General features: G+C 57.6%; 17 protein-coding genes, 1 tRNA gene and 1 riboswitch. Of the genes, 9 read left to right on the top strand and 9 right to left on the bottom strand.

Translation table 11 applies throughout. The features are described 5' to 3' along the window. The first annotated feature begins 50 nt into the window (after window positions 1-50). Window positions 51-1619, top strand: a complete 1569-nt coding sequence (locus ACR0J5_RS10805) for an alkaline phosphatase D family protein (protein ID WP_480653168.1) — start codon at window positions 51-53, stop codon at window positions 1617-1619. Window positions 1620-1813: 194 nt separating this feature from the next. On the opposite strand, the gene cobO is transcribed toward ACR0J5_RS10805, so the two are convergent. From cobO to ACR0J5_RS10780, 5 genes are all read right to left on the bottom strand, one after another. Then, window positions 1814-2413: a cob(I)yrinic acid a,c-diamide adenosyltransferase gene (cobO, locus tag ACR0J5_RS10800; RefSeq protein WP_480653166.1), complete on the bottom strand. Its 600-nt coding sequence runs from the start codon at window positions 2411-2413 to the stop codon at window positions 1814-1816. A 58-nt stretch (window positions 2414-2471) separates the two neighbouring features. Then, window positions 2472-3407 (bottom strand): DMT family transporter, encoded by a 936-nt coding sequence (locus ACR0J5_RS10795; protein WP_480653165.1) that lies wholly within the window; start codon window positions 3405-3407, stop codon window positions 2472-2474. 32 nt (window positions 3408-3439) lie between these two features. Next, window positions 3440-4114: an HD domain-containing protein gene (locus tag ACR0J5_RS10790; RefSeq protein ID WP_480653163.1), complete on the bottom strand. Its 675-nt coding sequence runs from the start codon at window positions 4112-4114 to the stop codon at window positions 3440-3442. After that, a complete protein-coding gene (gene aroC / locus ACR0J5_RS10785; RefSeq protein ID WP_480653161.1) occupies window positions 4098-5198 on the bottom strand; it encodes a chorismate synthase in 1101 nt (366 codons plus the stop codon). The genes ACR0J5_RS10790 and aroC overlap by 17 nt, the downstream gene beginning before the upstream one ends. A 143-nt stretch (window positions 5199-5341) precedes the next feature. Beyond that, window positions 5342-5782, bottom strand: coding sequence for a 6,7-dimethyl-8-ribityllumazine synthase (locus ACR0J5_RS10780; RefSeq protein ID WP_480653160.1), 441 nt, complete (start codon window positions 5780-5782; stop codon window positions 5342-5344). 68 nt (window positions 5783-5850) lie between these two features. Continuing rightward, a riboswitch (FMN riboswitch) is annotated at window positions 5851-6001 on the bottom strand. 108 nt (window positions 6002-6109) lie between these two features. On the opposite strand from ACR0J5_RS10780, the gene ACR0J5_RS10775 reads away from it, so the two are divergent. Beyond that, window positions 6110-6718 carry a glutathione S-transferase gene (locus ACR0J5_RS10775; protein ID WP_480653158.1) on the top strand — a complete coding sequence of 203 codons (609 nt, stop codon included), beginning with the start codon at window positions 6110-6112 and terminating at the stop codon, window positions 6716-6718. 48 nt (window positions 6719-6766) lie between these two features. Here ACR0J5_RS10775 and ACR0J5_RS10770 read toward each other — a convergent pair whose 3' ends face one another. Beyond that, window positions 6767-7213 carry a c-type cytochrome gene (locus ACR0J5_RS10770; RefSeq protein WP_480653156.1) on the bottom strand — a complete coding sequence of 149 codons (447 nt, stop codon included), beginning with the start codon at window positions 7211-7213 and terminating at the stop codon, window positions 6767-6769. A 132-nt stretch (window positions 7214-7345) separates the two neighbouring features. Between ACR0J5_RS10770 and ACR0J5_RS10765 the strand changes: the two genes are divergently transcribed. From ACR0J5_RS10765 to ACR0J5_RS10750, 4 genes are all read left to right on the top strand, one after another. Beyond that, window positions 7346-7555, top strand: coding sequence for a hypothetical protein (locus ACR0J5_RS10765; protein ID WP_480653154.1), 210 nt, complete (start codon window positions 7346-7348; stop codon window positions 7553-7555). 144 nt (window positions 7556-7699) lie between these two features. Next, window positions 7700-8284: a ubiquinol-cytochrome c reductase iron-sulfur subunit gene (gene petA / locus ACR0J5_RS10760; protein WP_480653152.1), complete on the top strand. Its 585-nt coding sequence runs from the start codon at window positions 7700-7702 to the stop codon at window positions 8282-8284. Window positions 8285-8298: 14 nt separating this feature from the next. Then, window positions 8299-9630 carry a cytochrome b gene (gene petB, locus ACR0J5_RS10755; protein ID WP_480653150.1) on the top strand — a complete coding sequence of 444 codons (1332 nt, stop codon included), beginning with the start codon at window positions 8299-8301 and terminating at the stop codon, window positions 9628-9630. A 17-nt stretch (window positions 9631-9647) separates the two neighbouring features. After that, window positions 9648-10433, top strand: a complete 786-nt coding sequence (locus tag ACR0J5_RS10750) for a cytochrome c1 (RefSeq protein ID WP_480653148.1) — start codon at window positions 9648-9650, stop codon at window positions 10431-10433. Window positions 10434-10572: 139 nt separating this feature from the next. Here ACR0J5_RS10750 and mtaB read toward each other — a convergent pair whose 3' ends face one another. Beyond that, window positions 10573-11829, bottom strand: a complete 1257-nt coding sequence (gene mtaB / locus ACR0J5_RS10745; protein ID WP_480653146.1) for a tRNA (N(6)-L-threonylcarbamoyladenosine(37)-C(2))-methylthiotransferase MtaB — start codon at window positions 11827-11829, stop codon at window positions 10573-10575. After that, a complete protein-coding gene (gene dapF / locus ACR0J5_RS10740; RefSeq protein WP_480653144.1) occupies window positions 11826-12668 on the bottom strand; it encodes a diaminopimelate epimerase in 843 nt (280 codons plus the stop codon). The genes mtaB and dapF overlap by 4 nt, the downstream gene beginning before the upstream one ends. Window positions 12669-12880: 212 nt before the next feature. On the opposite strand from dapF, the gene ACR0J5_RS10735 reads away from it, so the two are divergent. Together ACR0J5_RS10735 and ACR0J5_RS10730 are read left to right on the top strand one after the other, a co-directional pair. Beyond that, window positions 12881-12956 (top strand) — tRNA-Lys (locus ACR0J5_RS10735). A gap of 343 nt (window positions 12957-13299) precedes the next feature. Next, window positions 13300-13668, top strand: a complete 369-nt coding sequence (locus tag ACR0J5_RS10730; RefSeq protein ID WP_480653142.1) for a DUF3768 domain-containing protein — start codon at window positions 13300-13302, stop codon at window positions 13666-13668. Between the two features lie 41 nt (window positions 13669-13709). On the opposite strand, the gene ACR0J5_RS10725 is transcribed toward ACR0J5_RS10730, so the two are convergent. Beyond that, window positions 13710-14405 (bottom strand): hypothetical protein, encoded by a 696-nt coding sequence (locus ACR0J5_RS10725; RefSeq protein WP_480653140.1) that lies wholly within the window; start codon window positions 14403-14405, stop codon window positions 13710-13712. A 224-nt stretch (window positions 14406-14629) separates the two neighbouring features. Between ACR0J5_RS10725 and ACR0J5_RS10720 the strand changes: the two genes are divergently transcribed. Beyond that, window positions 14630-15025 carry a hypothetical protein gene (locus ACR0J5_RS10720; protein WP_480653138.1) on the top strand — a complete coding sequence of 132 codons (396 nt, stop codon included), beginning with the start codon at window positions 14630-14632 and terminating at the stop codon, window positions 15023-15025. Window positions 15026-15443 lie beyond the last annotated feature (418 nt).

Raw genomic sequence — 15443 nt, 5'->3', positions numbered from 1 at the left:
CCGCTCACCCATCCCGTGGCTGCACCCGGCCACCAGACAGGAGAGCCCACATGACCCGAATCCTTCGCCCCAATCGCCGCGCCTTTCTGGCCGGCAGCACCGCTTTCGCCGCATCCCTTGCTATGCCTGCCCTCAGCCGTGCCGCATCGCGCCCCGTGTTCACCCATGGGGTGCAGTCGGGCGATGTGGACATGACATCCGGCATGATCTGGACCCGCACCGACCGCCCCGCGCGGGTGATGATGGAGGTTTCAACCACCGAGAGCTTTGCCGACGCCCGCCAATTGCCGGCCATGGATGCCATTCCGAACAGCGACATGGCGGTAAAGCGGCTGGTCGACGGTCTGCCCTCGGATCAGGACATCTTCTATCGCTTCGTGGCTGCCGATCTGAGCGACATTAATGCCGTATCAGAGCCTATTATTGGCCAATTCCGCACTGCTCCGTCCCAACGCCGGGATATCCGGTTCGCGTGGTCCGGGGATACCGCCGGGCAAGGCTGGGGCATCGATGATGACGGGATGCGCACCTATGCCACCATGGCGCAGCACCGTCCCGATTTCTTCATCCATTCCGGCGACACCGTCTATGCGGACGGTCCGATGCAGGATGAGGTGGAAAAAGACGGCCAGTTGATCTGGAAAAACACCACCCTGATCGACGAAAAGCGCAAGGTGGCCGAAACGCTGGACGAATTCCGCGCCCAGTGGAAATACAATATGATGGATGATCACGTGCGCGCCATGAACGCGGTCTGCCCGACCTTCTTTCAATGGGACGATCATGAGGTGGTCAACAACTGGTCCGACGCCAAGGACCTGATTTCTGACGATCGCTACACCGAGAAATCGGTGCATGCGCTGCAGGCCCGCGCCGGACGCGCCTTTCATGAGATGACGCCGCTGCGGATCACCCCCGCAGAACCCGGCCGCGTCTACCGCAAAATCTCATACGGTCCGATGCTGGACGTTTTCTTTCTGGACCTGCGCAGCTATCGCGGGCCAAACGGTGCCTCGATGGAGGATGAGATCACCGATCAGTCCCGCATTCTGGGGGCCACGCAGCTGGCCTGGCTGAAACGCGAGCTGGCCGCATCACAAGCCACGTGGAAGGTAATCGCCTCGGACATGCCCATCGGTCTGATCGTCTGGGACCGCTGGAATGATCAGATGGGGGCCGAAGCGATTGCCAATGGTGACAGTGGCCCGGCCAAAGGGCGTGAGTTGGAAATCGCTGACCTGCTGCGTTTCATCAAAACCGAAGGGATCACAAACACGGTCTGGTTCACCGCTGATGTGCACTACACCGCCGCGCATTACTATGACCCTAATACGGCTCAATTTCAGGATTTTGAGCCGTTTTGGGAGTTTGTCTCGGGCCCTCTGCATGCCGGAACCTTTGGCCCCAACGCGTTGGACGGCACCTTTGGGCCGCAGGTGAAATTCGTCAAAGCACCGACCAAAGAGCAAGGCGCAAACCTGCCCCCCAGCGCCGGTCTGCAATTCTTTGGACTGGTCGATATTGATGGGACGACCCAACAGATGACCGTGCGCCTGATGGACCGCGCCGATACCGAGCTATGGTCAGTCACACTGGACCCCCAGCCGCAAGGAATCTGACCGTCAACCACGCCGCGCCCCAAGGGAGTTTCTGGGGCGCGGTTTTCGCAGTTGCAATTACTGACTAAATTAGTCAGATATATCGCAACGCCAGATGCAAGCGCATCCAGCGCCGGATTTCGAGGCGGTTTGCGAACTTAGCGTTCTGATATGTGAGGGTTCGCCGCCGCCTCGGAAACGATCCCTTGACGCGCTTAGTAATCGACGCCGCGCTGCGCTTTGATCCCGGCCTGAAACGGGTGTTTTTCCTCGGTCATTTCAGTGACCAGATCGGCATAGTCCCGCAGCGCTTGCGGGGCATCGCGCCCGGTCAGGAACACGCTGGTCTTGTCCGCGCGTTCATTGAGGCCATCGATCACCTGTTCGACCGACAGGTATTCATAGCGCAGGGCGATGTTGATCTCGTCCAGAACCACAAGGTCGTATTCACCGCTGGCCATCAGCGCACGGGCCTTGTCAAAGGCGGCATTGGCGGCGGCGATGTCACGCTCGCGGTCTTGCGTATCCCAGGTGAACCCTTCGCCCATTGTGTGCCACGTCACCAGATCGCGTTCTTCGAAAAAGCGGCGCTCGCCGGTTTTCCATTTGCCCTTGATGAACTGCACAACGGCGACCTTTTGACCCCAGCCCAATGCCCTGATCACCACGCCAAACGCGGCCGAGGATTTGCCCTTGCCCTTGCCGGTGTTGATCAGCACCAGCCCACGGTCCGGGTCGACGGCCTCGGACACTTTTTTGCGGTGCTGGGCCTGCACCTTTTGCATCTTTTCCTTGTGATCCTGCGCGTCGCTCATCGAGGGAACCTTTCATTATGTTGCGCCCAACCTAGGCGAAGTTCAGCAAAGGTAAAGATCAGGCTTTGAGGTCCTTTGCTGACCGCGCCTTGCCCCGTTCCAATCCCAACTGACGTTCGCGCAGGATCACCATGACATTGCCCGCGATCACCAGCGCCGCACCACCCAGCATGACCGCCGTCGGCAACTCATCAAACCAGACATAGCCAATAAAGACGGCAAACAGCATGGTCGAATAGTCATACGGGGCAAGCATGGACGCCTGCCCAAACTTGTAGGAACTGGTCACGAGTATCTGCGCGATCCCGCCAATAAGCCCAACAATTATCAATATCAGAGCCTGTTCCCATGTTGGCATTGCCCAGCCCCAAAACGCGCTGAGCGCCGACATGAGGGTCGCCGTGATCGAAAAATAGAACACAACTGCGGCCGGGTGATCAACCTGAACCAATTGCCGGATATGGATCTGAACAAACCCTCGGGCGATTGTCGCGACCAGGACACAAAGCGCTCCAATCGTGGCTGCCGTATCCATGTTATTGCCCCCCAACCGGGGCCAGAGCATGATCAGAACCCCCAGCAACCCGATGGCAACAGCGCCGATGCGGATCATTCGGATGCGTTCCCCCAGCATGATCGCGGCCAGAATCAGGGTGAAAATCGGGGTGGCATAGCCGATTGCCGTCACCTCTGGCAGTGGCAGCAGGCTGAGACCTGTAAATGTCAGACCCATTGCGCTGGTGCCCAGAACGCCGCGCCAGAAATGCCCCATGGGTTTTCTGACCACCAGGCCCTGCGACAGCTCACCCCGCCAGCCAAGCCACGCGATGATGACAGGTACGGCAAAAAGCGACCGAAAGAACACAAGCTCTCCGGGCGGGAACTCATCGGACAGGGACTTTACCAGCGCCTGCATGACCGTGAACAGCAGCAACGCACTGAGTTTGAGCGCGACGGCCAGAAGAGGTCGATGCGATGTTAAGGATTTTGCCATCGGCGCCAGCCTGCGTGTTTAAGGGGGAAAGATCAACGCTCGGGCGGCTGGTTCACCCAGGTTTGAGGCAGCGGGCTGCCGATTTCATCCGCGAATTCCTCAAGAAAGCGGATCATGCGGTCTGCGCGGGCCTGTGCGATGACCCGGCCACGTTCAGTCATCATGTCCGCGGGCAAGGCAAGCAGCTTTACCTTCCAGTGGTCCAGCGAATAGGTCAGGTCGTCTAGCTGCCGGTTTGCAGCAAACGGGTCTGCCGGATCATAAAGCGCACGCCCCAGCGCGCCCGAGACCGAGAAATTCCGGGCAATGCCGATCGCGCCCAATGCATCCAGCCTGTCGGCATCGCGCAGGATGCGGGCCTCGGGCGTTTCGGGGGCGATATTGGCCGAGAAGCTATGCGCCTCGATCGCGTGCCGGATGGCCCCGATCTGGTCCGAAGAAAAGCCGAGTTTCCCCAGAATAGGCTCTGATTCCTGGGCGGACCGTCTTGATGCAAGATGGCGGTCGGGGTCGTCTTTGGACAGGTTCACCAGATCGTGCAGATAACTGGCGGCCATCAGCACCGGCATGTCTGTCTGTCCATCCGCAATGGATTGCGCATTCACCCAGACGCGGTCCAGATGGGCCAGGTCATGGGCGGGATCGGTTTCCATACGCTGCGCCACCACGGCGCGCAGACGGGTGCGCAGATCAGCCGATCCGTCCACGATTCTCTCCGATCTGACCGCGATGCAGGAGAAGGTGATCCAGAACGACACAGGCCATCATCGCCTCACCCACCGGCACGGCGCGGATGCCGACGCAGGGGTCATGGCGGCCTTTGGTGATGATCTCTGCCTCTTGACCGGACTTGGTGATCGTCTTGCGCGTGGTCAGGATCGACGAGGTCGGTTTCACCGCAAACCGCACCACGATGTCCTGCCCGGTCGAGATACCACCCAGAATGCCGCCTGCATGGTTCGAGCTGTATTGCGGTCCGTTCTGACCCATGAATATCTCGTCCGCGTTCGCCTCACCGGTCAGTTCAGCCGCGGCCATGCCCTCGCCGATCTCGACGCCCTTGACCGCGTTGATCGACATCATCGCGGCCGCCAAATCAGTGTCTAACTTGGCGTAAATCGGCGCGCCAAGCCCGGCAGGGACGCCGCGCGCCACGACCTCAACCACTGCGCCGACCGAATTGCCGGATTTGCGGAGGTCGCCCAGATAGGCGGCCCAGTCGTCAGCAGCCTGCGCATCGGGCGTCCAGAACGGGTTCTGTTCGATCTGCGACCAGTCGAAATTGGCGCGGTCAATCTTGTGGGGGCCAATCTGGGTCATATAGCCGGTGATCTGCACGTTGGGTGCGATCTGCTTGATTGCTTCACGCGCCAGCCCGCCTGCGGCCACGCGCGATGCGGTCTCACGCGCTGAACTGCGCCCGCCGCCGCGATAGTCGCGGATGCCGTATTTCTGCCAATAGGTAATGTCAGCATGGCCCGGACGGAACTTGTCCATGATGTCGCCATAGTCTTTCGAACGCTGGTCGGTGTTTTCGATCATCAGCTGGACGGGGGTGCCGGTGGTCTGACCTTCGAACACGCCAGAGAGGATTTTCACCTGATCCGGTTCGCGCCTTTGGGTGGTGAACTTGTTCTGGCCCGGTTTGCGTTTATCCAGCCAGTGCTGAATCATCCCTGCGTCGATGGTCACGCCCGGCGGGCAGCCGTCAACGGTGGCGCCCAAAGCGGGGCCGTGGCTTTCGCCCCAGGTGGTGACGCGGAAGAGGTGTCCAAAGCTGTTCATCGACATGGGGCGTGCTCCTTTGCGCGTTGTGATTAGCGGGGAGAGCCTTTGGCCTCAAGCGGATTTCGGTAAAGCAAGGGAGGGGGCCAGCCCCCTCTTGAGCCTTTGGCTCAATTCACCCCCGCCGTATTTGCGACAAGAAGAAGTATCTAGGACGCGCTTTTGAGTTTCTGGCGTGTTTCCGTGATCATCAGTGCGGCCTGCGCAGCCTCGCGCCCTTTTTGGACGAAGTGGTCGCGGTAGATGGCGTTGTGGTGGTCGGTTTCCTGATATTGGTGCGGGGTCAGCGAGACGGACAGGACCGGTATCCCAGTGTCCATTCCGGCGCGCATCAGGCCATCGACCACGGCCTGTGCCACGAAATCATGCCGGTAGATGCCGCCATCCACGACAAAAGCGGCGCAGGCGATGGCCGCGTAGCGTCCGGTTTGGGCCAGATCGCGGGCCAGCAGGGGCATTTCGAACGCGCCGGGCACGTCGAAGACGTCGATCTGGTCGGCCGGGATAAGCTGTTGGAAGCCCTCAAGCGCGCGGTCAACGATATCGGAATGCCAGTTGGCTTTGACGAAAGCATAGCGGGTGTGTGTCATCATGATCTCCTACGTAAACAGACACGTCACCCAAGGCGATCACGAGCAGCCGTGCCGGGTGGCGCGCTGCACGTTCTCTTTCATCCGGACTTTAACCGTCGGCTCTGGTCTCTCACCAGATCTGCTTGTCATCCCGAATGATACGAGACCGCTCGCGGGCTTACGGGTCGCAGCCCGCATACCGCCGGTGGGGAATTTCGCCCCGCCCTGAGAACGCGGCGACAGTGCCAAGATGTGGGCGCGACTGCAAGAGATCCCGAGCACGGGAATTTGCGGTTTTGTTTTGCGGGTCGTGTTGTAAGGTCGGCCCAAACAAGGAGCCTGCGAATGAAACTCTATCACAGTCCGACGTCACCCTATGTGCGCAAAGTCATGGTTTTGCTGCATGAAACCGACCAGTTACAGGATATCGAATTGGAAACCGTTGCCAGCACACCGGTTTCCCCGGCAGCCCCGCTGTTGGGCAAGGCCCCGCTGACCAAGGTGCCTGCGCTGGAACGCCCGGATGGCCCGACCCTGTTTGACAGCCGGGTGATCTGCGCCTTTCTGGATGCGCGGGCCGGGGCGGGATTGTACCCCGAAGGCGCGGCGCGTTGGGATGTTCTGACGCTTGAGGCGCTGGCGGATGGAATTCTGGATGCGGCCTTGCTGATGACCTATGAGGCCCGGCTGCGTCCCGAGGACAAGCAATGGGAGGATTGGGTCGATGCGCAATGGGTCAAGATCGAACGCGCCTGCGCTGCATTGAACCAGCGCTGGATGGCGCATCTGTCTGGGCCGCTGGATATGGGACAGGTGGCTGTGGGCTGTGCGCTGGGCTATCTGGATTTGCGCCACGATGCGCGGGGCTGGCGCAAGGGAAACGATGCGCTTGCCAGCTGGTTTGCCACGTTTGGCGAACGGCCCAGCATGGTGGCCACCCGTCCTGAGGGTTGATGGTTTTGGCGCTGGCCGTGACCGGCAGGGCCAGCGCGTTTTCCGGTCTTAGTCTGCGCTGAACGTGGCCAGGTAGGCTGCGATGTCATCCGCGCCTTTTTTCAGCTTTACGCTCATGTTCGGGCGCGCGGTTTCGTCATCCAGAAATTCCTGAATGAAACCGATCGGGTTTTTCGAATAGGCGGCGATGTTTTCCTGTGTCCAGACCAGCCCTTCGTCGCCCGCGCGGATCATGTCGTCGGTGAACATCCCGATGGGCAAACGCTCGCTCCCGTAACGGTAGTCGTTCTCGGATCCGGCGACGCGGCCGACGACACCGTATAGATTCGGTCCGGTGATGCCGCCTTTGACCAAAACCTGGCCATCTTTGATGATCGCGTGGCAGGCCGAGCAGCGATTGTACAGCTTTTCACCCTTAACCGGATCGCCAATGGCCAAAGCCTGCGATGTGAAAGCAATCGTGACTGTCAGAACGGTTGGAATGATCTTGAGCATGGAAAACGTCCTACTGAGGTTGGGAGTCTTTTGGCCATTCGTAGATTTCGGCCCCAAGTTCAATCGGATTCAAACCTGCTTAAGCTGTTATAAAATATGTATTTTTGACGCAGTATTTTTTGGGACACGGATATGCTGAAAGGTGAAAACAACGTGGCAGAACATCGTCAGAAATATGTGCTGGCCGTGGGAGTTGGGGGCAGCGGCGCGAGGTCGGGCGACTCGCTCAATGCAGGCCGGATGCAGGGCGAATCACGTCGCCCGCAACGGGGTCGATTTTACGGTTTTTTGCTGTTTCTGCGCTGCGACAGCTTGAAAATTATCCGTTTCGTTGCGAATTGAATGGCTACATGCGGCGTAATGCGCGCCTATGACCGCTGGACGAACCGATTTCCCCCCGATAGATACCTCATTTAAGACGCCGCATTCGTGCGGTGCGCGAGCTATATGCCCGTTCGCGGGCGCCAGAAAATCGGAGATAACCTCGTGTCCCACGCTGAAGACCACGAAGGCACCCGCAGAGATTTCCTCTACTACGTCGCTGGCGGCGCAGGTGTCGTTGCGACAGGTGCAGCCGTATGGCCCCTCGTCAACCAAATGAACCCATCAGCCGATGTTCAGGCGCTGTCCTCGATCCGTGTGGACGTGAGCGGCGTTGAGCCGGGTACGCAGCTGACTGTCAAGTGGCTGGGTAAACCCGTGTTTATCCGTCACCGCACCGGCGCCGAGATTGCCGAAGCGCAGCAGCAGGACGCCGAAGGCGTTGACGCGCTGCCCGATCCGCTGGCGCGCAACTTTAACCAGCCCGCTGATGCGCCTGCGACAGACGCGAACCGCGTGATGCCCTCGCCCGAAGGTGAGGCACCCGGCGCCTGGCTGGTACAGATGGGCGTGTGCACGCATCTGGGCTGTGTGCCTCTGGGCGATGCCGGCGATTTTGGCGGCTGGTTCTGCCCCTGCCACGGATCGCACTATGATCTGGCCGGCCGTATCCGCAAAGGCCCCGCACCTGAAAACCTGCCTGTTCCCCCGGCGGAATGGGTCGACAACAGCACCATCAGACTCGGCTAAGGGAGACCCAACTTATGTCCGGAATTCCCCACGATCACTACGAGCCGAAGACAAATGGCGAAAAGTGGCTGAACAGCCGCCTGCCCATCGTCGGCTTGCTGTACGACACGCTCATGATCCCCACCCCCAAGAACCTGAACTGGATGTGGATCTGGGGCATCGTCCTGACTTTCTGTCTGGCGTTGCAAATCGTCACCGGCATCGTTCTGGTGATGCACTATACCCCGCATGTTGATCTGGCCTTTGCCAGCATCGAACACATCATGCGCAACGTGAACGGCGGCTATATGCTGCGCTACCTGCACATGAACGGCGCGTCGCTGTTCTTTGTTGCGGTTTATATCCACATCTTCCGTGGCCTGTTCTACGGCTCTTACAAATCGCCGCGTGAAATCACGTGGATCATCGGGATGCTGATCTACCTGATGATGATGGGCACTGCCTTTATGGGCTATGTTCTGCCCTGGGGTCAGATGTCCTTCTGGGGTGCGACCGTGATCACCGGCCTGTTTGGCGCGATCCCGTTTGTGGGTGAGGCGATCCAGACCTGGCTGCTGGGCGGACCGGCGGTGGACAACGCCACGCTGAACCGCTTCTTCTCGCTGCACTATCTGCTGCCGTTCGTGATTGCGGCGCTGGTGATCGTGCATATCTGGGCCTTCCACACCACTGGCAACAACAACCCGACAGGTGTTGAAGTGCGCCGTGGCTCGAAAGCCGAGGCCGAGAAAGACACCCTGCCGTTCTGGCCCTATTTCGTGATCAAGGACCTGTTCGCGCTGGCCGTCATTCTGGTCGTGTTCTGGGCGGTTGTCGGCTTTATGCCCAACTATCTGGGCCACCCGGACAACTATATCGAGGCGAACCCGCTGGTCACACCGGCACACATCGTGCCTGAATGGTACTTCCTGCCGTTCTACGCGATCCTACGCGCCTTCACCGGTGAGGTCTGGGTTGTGCAATTCGCCAGCTTCATCACCGGCGGCATCATCGACGCCAAGTTCTTTGGTGTTCTGGCGATGTTCGGCGCAATTCTGGCGATGGCGCTGGCGCCGTGGCTGGACACTTCGACCGTGCGTTCCGGCAAGTACCGTCCGATGTTCAAATGGTGGTTCTACCTGCTGGTCATCGACTTCTTTGCCCTGATGTGGCTGGGTGCGATGCCCGCCGAGGAGCCCTATGCGACCTTCTCGCTGATCGCGTCCGCCTACTGGTTCGCTTATTTCTTCGTGATCCTGCCGATCCTGGGTGTGATCGAGAAACCTCTGACCCCGCCTGAGACCATCGAAGAAGACTTCAACGCGCATTATGGCAAGGCTGACGCCGATGCCACGCCGGCCGAGTAAGAAGAGGGACCGGAAACATGTTCAAGAAACTTGCAATCGGTGCCGCGTTTGCCCTGGCCCTTGCGCCCGCCTCGACCTTTGCGGCAGGTGGCGGTGAGCAACACATCGAAGACTTCGACTTTTCGTTCGAAGGGCCGTTTGGCACCTGGGACAAGAACCAGCTGCAGCGCGGCCTGCAGATCTATACCGAGGTCTGCGCGGCCTGCCATGGCCTTCAATATGTGCCCCTGCGCACGCTGGAAGACCTGGGCTATTCCGAAGAAGAAGTCATTGCCTATTCGGCAGAAAACTTCGAAGTTTTCGACCCCGAGCAGGACGATTTCCGCCCGGCGATCCCGACCGACCATTTCCCCGCAAATAACGGGGTTGGCGCACCGGACCTGAGCCTGATGGCCAAGGCCCGCGCGGGTTTCCACGGGCCCTATGGTCTGGGGATCAACCAGTTCTTCAAAGGCATGGGCGGTGCGGAATACATCGCCTCGTTGCTGGATGGTTATACCGGTGAGGAAAAGGAAGAGGCAGGCACCATCCTATATGAGAACAAAGCCTTCCCCGGAGGCTGGATTTCGATGGCGCCGCCGATGTCCGATGATCAGGTCGAATTCGCCGATGGCCACCCGGCCACGGTTGAGGCCATGTCCGAAGATATCGCCGCTTTCCTGATGTGGACGGCTGAGCCGAAGATGATGGAACGTAAGTATTCCGGCTTTGTCGGCGTCATCTTCCTGTCGGTTCTGTCGGTGCTGCTGTATCTGGTCAACAAGCGGTTGTGGGCTGGTGTGAAAGGCAAGCGCAAAGACTAAGGTCTTTCGCCGTCTGAATTGAAAACCCCCGCGCCATATGGCTGCGGGGTTTTTTTGTTGCTTGGGGGGAAGGGGCCAGCCCCTTCTTGGCCTGCGGCCAATTCATCCCCGGGATATTTTTGGCCAGATGAAGGGCGGATCAGGCTTTGAGTTGGCTATCGGTGTGATCCGTGATCGTGGCGGTGACGATCTGCCCTTCAGGGTGTGAGGTATCGAAGGTGACTTCGGTGAACTGTTCGGTGCGGCCCATATGCGGGTTTTCCATCAGGATGTGATGGGTTTTGCCTAGTTGCGCGTTCAGGTGTTTTGCAACCTGCGCCTCGCCAGCGGTGCGCAGGCGGGCGGCGCGGGCTTTGATGATATTGCCGTTGACCTGTTGCGGTATGCGGGCCGCCGGGGTGCCTTCGCGTTTGGAATAGGGAAAGACGTGCAGCCAGGTCAGGTTGCACTCGGCCACCAGTTTGAGCGAGTTTTCGAAATGGGCGTCGGATTCGGTGGGGAAACCCGCGATGATGTCGGCACCAAAGGTCATGTCGGGACGCAGCTTGCGCGCCTCTTCGGTGAAACGGATCGCGTCATCGCGCAGGTGGCGGCGTTTCATCCGTTTCAGGATCAGATCATCGCCATGCTGCAGCGAGAGGTGCAGGTGCGGCATCAGGCGCGGCTCGGTCGCGATGGCCTGCATCAGGTTTTCATCCACTTCGATCGAGTCGATCGAGCTGATCCGCAAGCGCGGCAGGTCCGGCACCAATTTCAGGATGCGCATCACCAGATCGCCCAGCTTGGGCTGTGCGGGCAGGTCGGCGCCCCATGAGGTCAGGTCAACGCCGGTCAGAACCACCTCATTATAGCCCCGATCCACCAGCCGTTTGATCTGATCCACCACCACGCCCGCGGGGACGCTTCGGGAATTTCCCCGGCCATAGGGAATGATGCAGAAGGTGCAGCGGTGATCACAGCCGTTCTGGACCTGCACATAGGCACGCGACCGGGTGCCGAACCCATCGATCAGGTGGCCTGCGGTTTCGGTCACGGACATGATGTCATCGACCTGCACAGCCTCGGTCTCGCCAATGAAATCGGCGGCCATGCCCTTCCAGGTGTCGGGCTGCATCTTTTCCGTGTTGCCGATAACCGCGTCGACCTCATCCATTTGGGCAAAGGTTTCAGGCTCAGTCTGGGCGGCGCAGCCGGTCACGATCAGGCGCGCATCAGGGTTTTCGCGGCGCAACTTGCGGATTTCTTGCCGGGCCTTACGAACGGCCTCGGCGGTCACGGCGCAGGTATTCACCACCACGGCGTTGGACAGACCCGCCTGCTGCGACAGCTCTTTCATCGCCTCGGTCTCATAGGCGTTCAGGCGGCAGCCCAGCGTGGTGAATTTGGGGGCGCTCATCCCAGAGTTTCCAGGAATTCGTGCGTTAGAGTGCCCGAGAACACGTGACAGGTGGGTCCGGTCATCCAGACGCCATCCTCGCGCCAGTCGATCCAGATGGTGCCGCCATCCAGTTCGATCTGCACCGTGCGCCCGGTCAGGCCGCGCCGCGCGGCGGCGACGGCGGTGGCACAGGACGAAGACCCTGAGGCCAGAGTGATACCCACACCGCGCTCCCAGACGCGCATGCGGATGTGATCCGGGCCGATGACCTGCGCCACCTGCACATTGGTGCGTTCCGGATAGAGCGGGTGGTATTCATAGCGCGCGCCGAACTCAGCCAGAGGGATCGCTTCGGCATCCTCGACAAAAAATGTGCAGTGCGGATTGCCCATACCGGTGGCGCTTGGCCCGCCCTCGATTGGTAGCTCCAGCGTATCCACCTCTTCGGCCAGCGGGATGTCCTGCCACTCCAGTTGTGGCTGACCCATATTGACCGAGGTCAGGCCACCGCTGGCATCGCGCGCAAACAGCGTGCCGCGTTCGGTGGTCAGGGTCAGCTCGGACTTGCCGGTTTCTTCCATCAGAAATCTGGCAATACAGCGTGTGGCATTTCCGCAGGCGGCCGAGGTCGACCCGTCCGCATTGAAGAACACCAGATGCGCGTCCGAATCGCCGTTTTCGATCACCGCCAGCTGATCGAAACCCACACCGAATTGTCGGTGGCCGATTCCCTTGGCCAACGCAGGCGTAATCTGCACGCCATGCGCGCGCGCATCGACAATGACAAAGTCATTGCCCAGCCCGTGCATCTTCATGAAGGGCAAACCGGAGGTCAGTATTCGTTGCATGGCGCGCATATAACCCCGTGTTGGAAAGGAATCCACCCTGCGGCGCAGATTCCTGAAAAAAGGGGTTGACCCCCCCGCGCCACCTGCCTAATTAGGCCGCCTATCGGGACGCCGGACACGAGTTAAGTGAAGGCGAAGCGAGGCGCGAAATAAGGGCTTGAACCCGGCCGGGGAATTGGCTTAGAGAGCGCCACGGATCGACAAGATCCAGACAAAAGAGTGGGCCGTTAGCTCAGTTGGTAGAGCAACTGACTTTTAATCAGTGGGTCGCAGGTTCGAATCCTGCACGGCTCACCACTTTTTTCAAAGGGTTAGCAAGAATAGGCGAGAATTTCTCACGCCTACAGCAACCACCTAGCAACCACGCGGCATAGATTGACGTAGAAACGTGTAGAAAACCGTTTCTTTGAAGGCATGAATTTCCTTTTTTGGCGACCTCTTAAGGCATTGTTATTTTGATGCTTTTTGACATTTGAAAGAGTTTTTGGTACACTGACAATGTGCAGAACGGCAATTGACTGTCGCGTGCAACTTCCAAAAGAGCACAGATAATTTGAATGGCTACGCTGAAAAAAGCGAAGCTGTGCCCGCCTGTACGTCCTCACAACAATCAAAAATCTCAAAAGCACAGGAGCTTTCCATGACGGACAGCAAAATCTCTTCGCATGTCAAACTGACAGCGGACATGTCCCCCACTCAGAAGAACCAAGTTTTGAACGATCATTTCCGGAAAACCGGGGAAGGCGGCATTGTCATGATCTCTATGGGAATACATCTTCTTGGGAGAGCTACCGTTGACGCGATCATGAAACAGCTTGCCGGGGATGCGGGCGACAAAAGTGTAGAAGCTGGCGGTGAACATGATGTGGGTTCAATCAAGGTCAACAATCGAACCATTGAATGGGAAATCAACTATTACAACAAAGACCTTGATGACGAGTCACCTGACCCCACTGACCCACAACTGACGACAAGGTACATGGCGGTATTGCTGTCTACTGAGTATTGATCCATATGCCGGTTCTCACTAGTGAGAACCGGCAAAAACTCTTAACCCCATTCATCCTTATTTGCTTCTCTAATTTTCGCCTTCTCCGCCTTTGCCTTTCTCTTCGCTTCCTTTCTCTTTCGTTTTTTTCTTTCAGCGCTCCTCCTTTCGTCTTCTTCTTTAACTCTTTCTAAGCTCACTACTTGCCCACCAGTTTGGTAAGTGAAGCCAACTAAGAACTTAGATGGAACACCTTGTGTTTGCGCGTAGTGCAATTGGCGCGCTAGTCGGGAAACCTCCCCTGAACCTGTCCATGATCCATTAGGGTCCAGCCCAAGCAAGCACAGGTAATGAAGTCTAGATGCACCTTTTTGCTTCGGATTCCTTTGAACGTGTTTTCCCAAGGATCGCAGATAGTCGTCCCAAAACTCTCTTAGCTCACTTTCTAAAGCCTTTTCCTGGCACCCAACCGCTAGTTGATAAGAAAATTGCTTCAGTACGTTCTTGGGTTGATACATGTAGCATTGGCCGATTGCGTTTCCTTCAGCGTGAAAATGTTCAACGACCCCCACAATCTCGCGACGAATTTCGTTAAGTGCACTTCGGATGTGGCGTTTGCGCTTAGGCAGCTTGAGTTTAATTTTTGCTGGTTCGACGAATTTCCACTCTTTCAGAGAGAAAACGTCCTTCATATGGGTCTCAAACAAATAGAGTTCTTCGCTGGTAGCTCGCTCTGGACGTTTTTGGGATGCAGCCATCTGAATCACTCCACTCGAAACAAGTTGTTTCGGAAAACTTTAGACGCAATAACATCGTAAAATGGAAAAATATTTTTTACAACGTTGCAACTTGTTAATTTCTTCGTCTTAACGTCGCAAGATAACACCGAAAAATTCATAAAAATCACCATAACCATTTGAAATTATACGCATATTTTTTGTTCCCGTTTTTGTTTACATATCGGTACGTTGTGGCACCATTGATGTACGGGCTGGTTGTCGCCTCTTTCCTCGACTTCATCATTGCTGGTTCCGCACAAGGTCTCATATTTGGTGAAGCCGATGAGCCTGAGGAGAGTGTTGGCTTGCCAAGTTGGCTGTCAAACTACCTATCGTTTGACGCACAGATCGCCGATTGGAGACAAGCGACCCGCCAGATCAAAGTTGCTTCTGCAGCAAACTATTTCACAGCCTTGATTCCTTCCGACGCTCAAGTACAGCACCTGATCCAATCCGGACAGTTGCAGATGATCGCGGAACGCATCGCTCCATGCATGGATAAGATGATCGAATTCGGTGTGCAGACCGGGCAAAAACGCGGGTCCGATCCTATCTATCCTGATTTTTCGCAGGTTTGCGCAGCGATGGTCCTTCAATAGACCTCCAAACTTGCCGGTCTTTATCTGGCCCGAACCTTCTAAAAACTCCCTATTAAAACAGGATACGAAATGAAGTTCTTAATCGGCGCGGTCGCCATGATGGTCTGTTTCTATTTTGGTCAATCAATGTTCCGCAGTGGAATACAGCTAAAGACCAACGGTCATAAGATTAGCGGGTGGTTCCGCGTAATCTGCTCAATCCAGTTCATACTAGGTCCACTGATTGGCATGGCGATGATTTTGTCCGCCAAGTAGCCACTGACCAACGAGATGGCCGAGCACAAGTCACAATGCAGACTTGTGCTGGGCCGACATCGATCAAACCTCAAGCTCTGCACCCCGCTGAAAGTGCGATCCAAGAGCGCCACGGCACATTCGCAGAAACCCCTGACTCGAACCAACAAATCAACTAGATATA

Source organism: Ruegeria sp. BE1 (genome assembly GCF_056538885.1).
The sequence above is the reverse complement of the archived record's forward strand: the minus strand, read 5'-3'. Positions and strand labels throughout refer to the sequence as shown.

Coding starts and splice junctions, on each gene's coding strand:
- ACR0J5_RS10805 (WP_480653168.1), top strand. CDS start 51: ATGACCCGAATCCTTCGCCCCAATCGCCGCGCCTTTCTGGCCGGCAGC.
- cobO (WP_480653166.1), bottom strand. CDS start 2,413: ATGAGCGACGCGCAGGATCACAAGGAAAAGATGCAAAAGGTGCAGGCC.
- ACR0J5_RS10795 (WP_480653165.1), bottom strand. CDS start 3,407: ATGGCAAAATCCTTAACATCGCATCGACCTCTTCTGGCCGTCGCGCTC.
- aroC (WP_480653161.1), bottom strand. CDS start 5,198: ATGTCGATGAACAGCTTTGGACACCTCTTCCGCGTCACCACCTGGGGC.
- ACR0J5_RS10780 (WP_480653160.1), bottom strand. CDS start 5,782: ATGACACACACCCGCTATGCTTTCGTCAAAGCCAACTGGCATTCCGAT.
- ACR0J5_RS10775 (WP_480653158.1), top strand. CDS start 6,110: ATGAAACTCTATCACAGTCCGACGTCACCCTATGTGCGCAAAGTCATG.
- ACR0J5_RS10770 (WP_480653156.1), bottom strand. CDS start 7,213: ATGCTCAAGATCATTCCAACCGTTCTGACAGTCACGATTGCTTTCACA.
- ACR0J5_RS10765 (WP_480653154.1), top strand. CDS start 7,346: ATGCTGAAAGGTGAAAACAACGTGGCAGAACATCGTCAGAAATATGTG.
- petB (WP_480653150.1), top strand. CDS start 8,299: ATGTCCGGAATTCCCCACGATCACTACGAGCCGAAGACAAATGGCGAA.
- ACR0J5_RS10750 (WP_480653148.1), top strand. CDS start 9,648: ATGTTCAAGAAACTTGCAATCGGTGCCGCGTTTGCCCTGGCCCTTGCG.
- mtaB (WP_480653146.1), bottom strand. CDS start 11,829: ATGAGCGCCCCCAAATTCACCACGCTGGGCTGCCGCCTGAACGCCTAT.
- dapF (WP_480653144.1), bottom strand. CDS start 12,668: ATGCGCGCCATGCAACGAATACTGACCTCCGGTTTGCCCTTCATGAAG.
- ACR0J5_RS10730 (WP_480653142.1), top strand. CDS start 13,300: ATGACGGACAGCAAAATCTCTTCGCATGTCAAACTGACAGCGGACATG.
- ACR0J5_RS10725 (WP_480653140.1), bottom strand. CDS start 14,405: ATGGCTGCATCCCAAAAACGTCCAGAGCGAGCTACCAGCGAAGAACTC.
- ACR0J5_RS10720 (WP_480653138.1), top strand. CDS start 14,630: ATGTACGGGCTGGTTGTCGCCTCTTTCCTCGACTTCATCATTGCTGGT.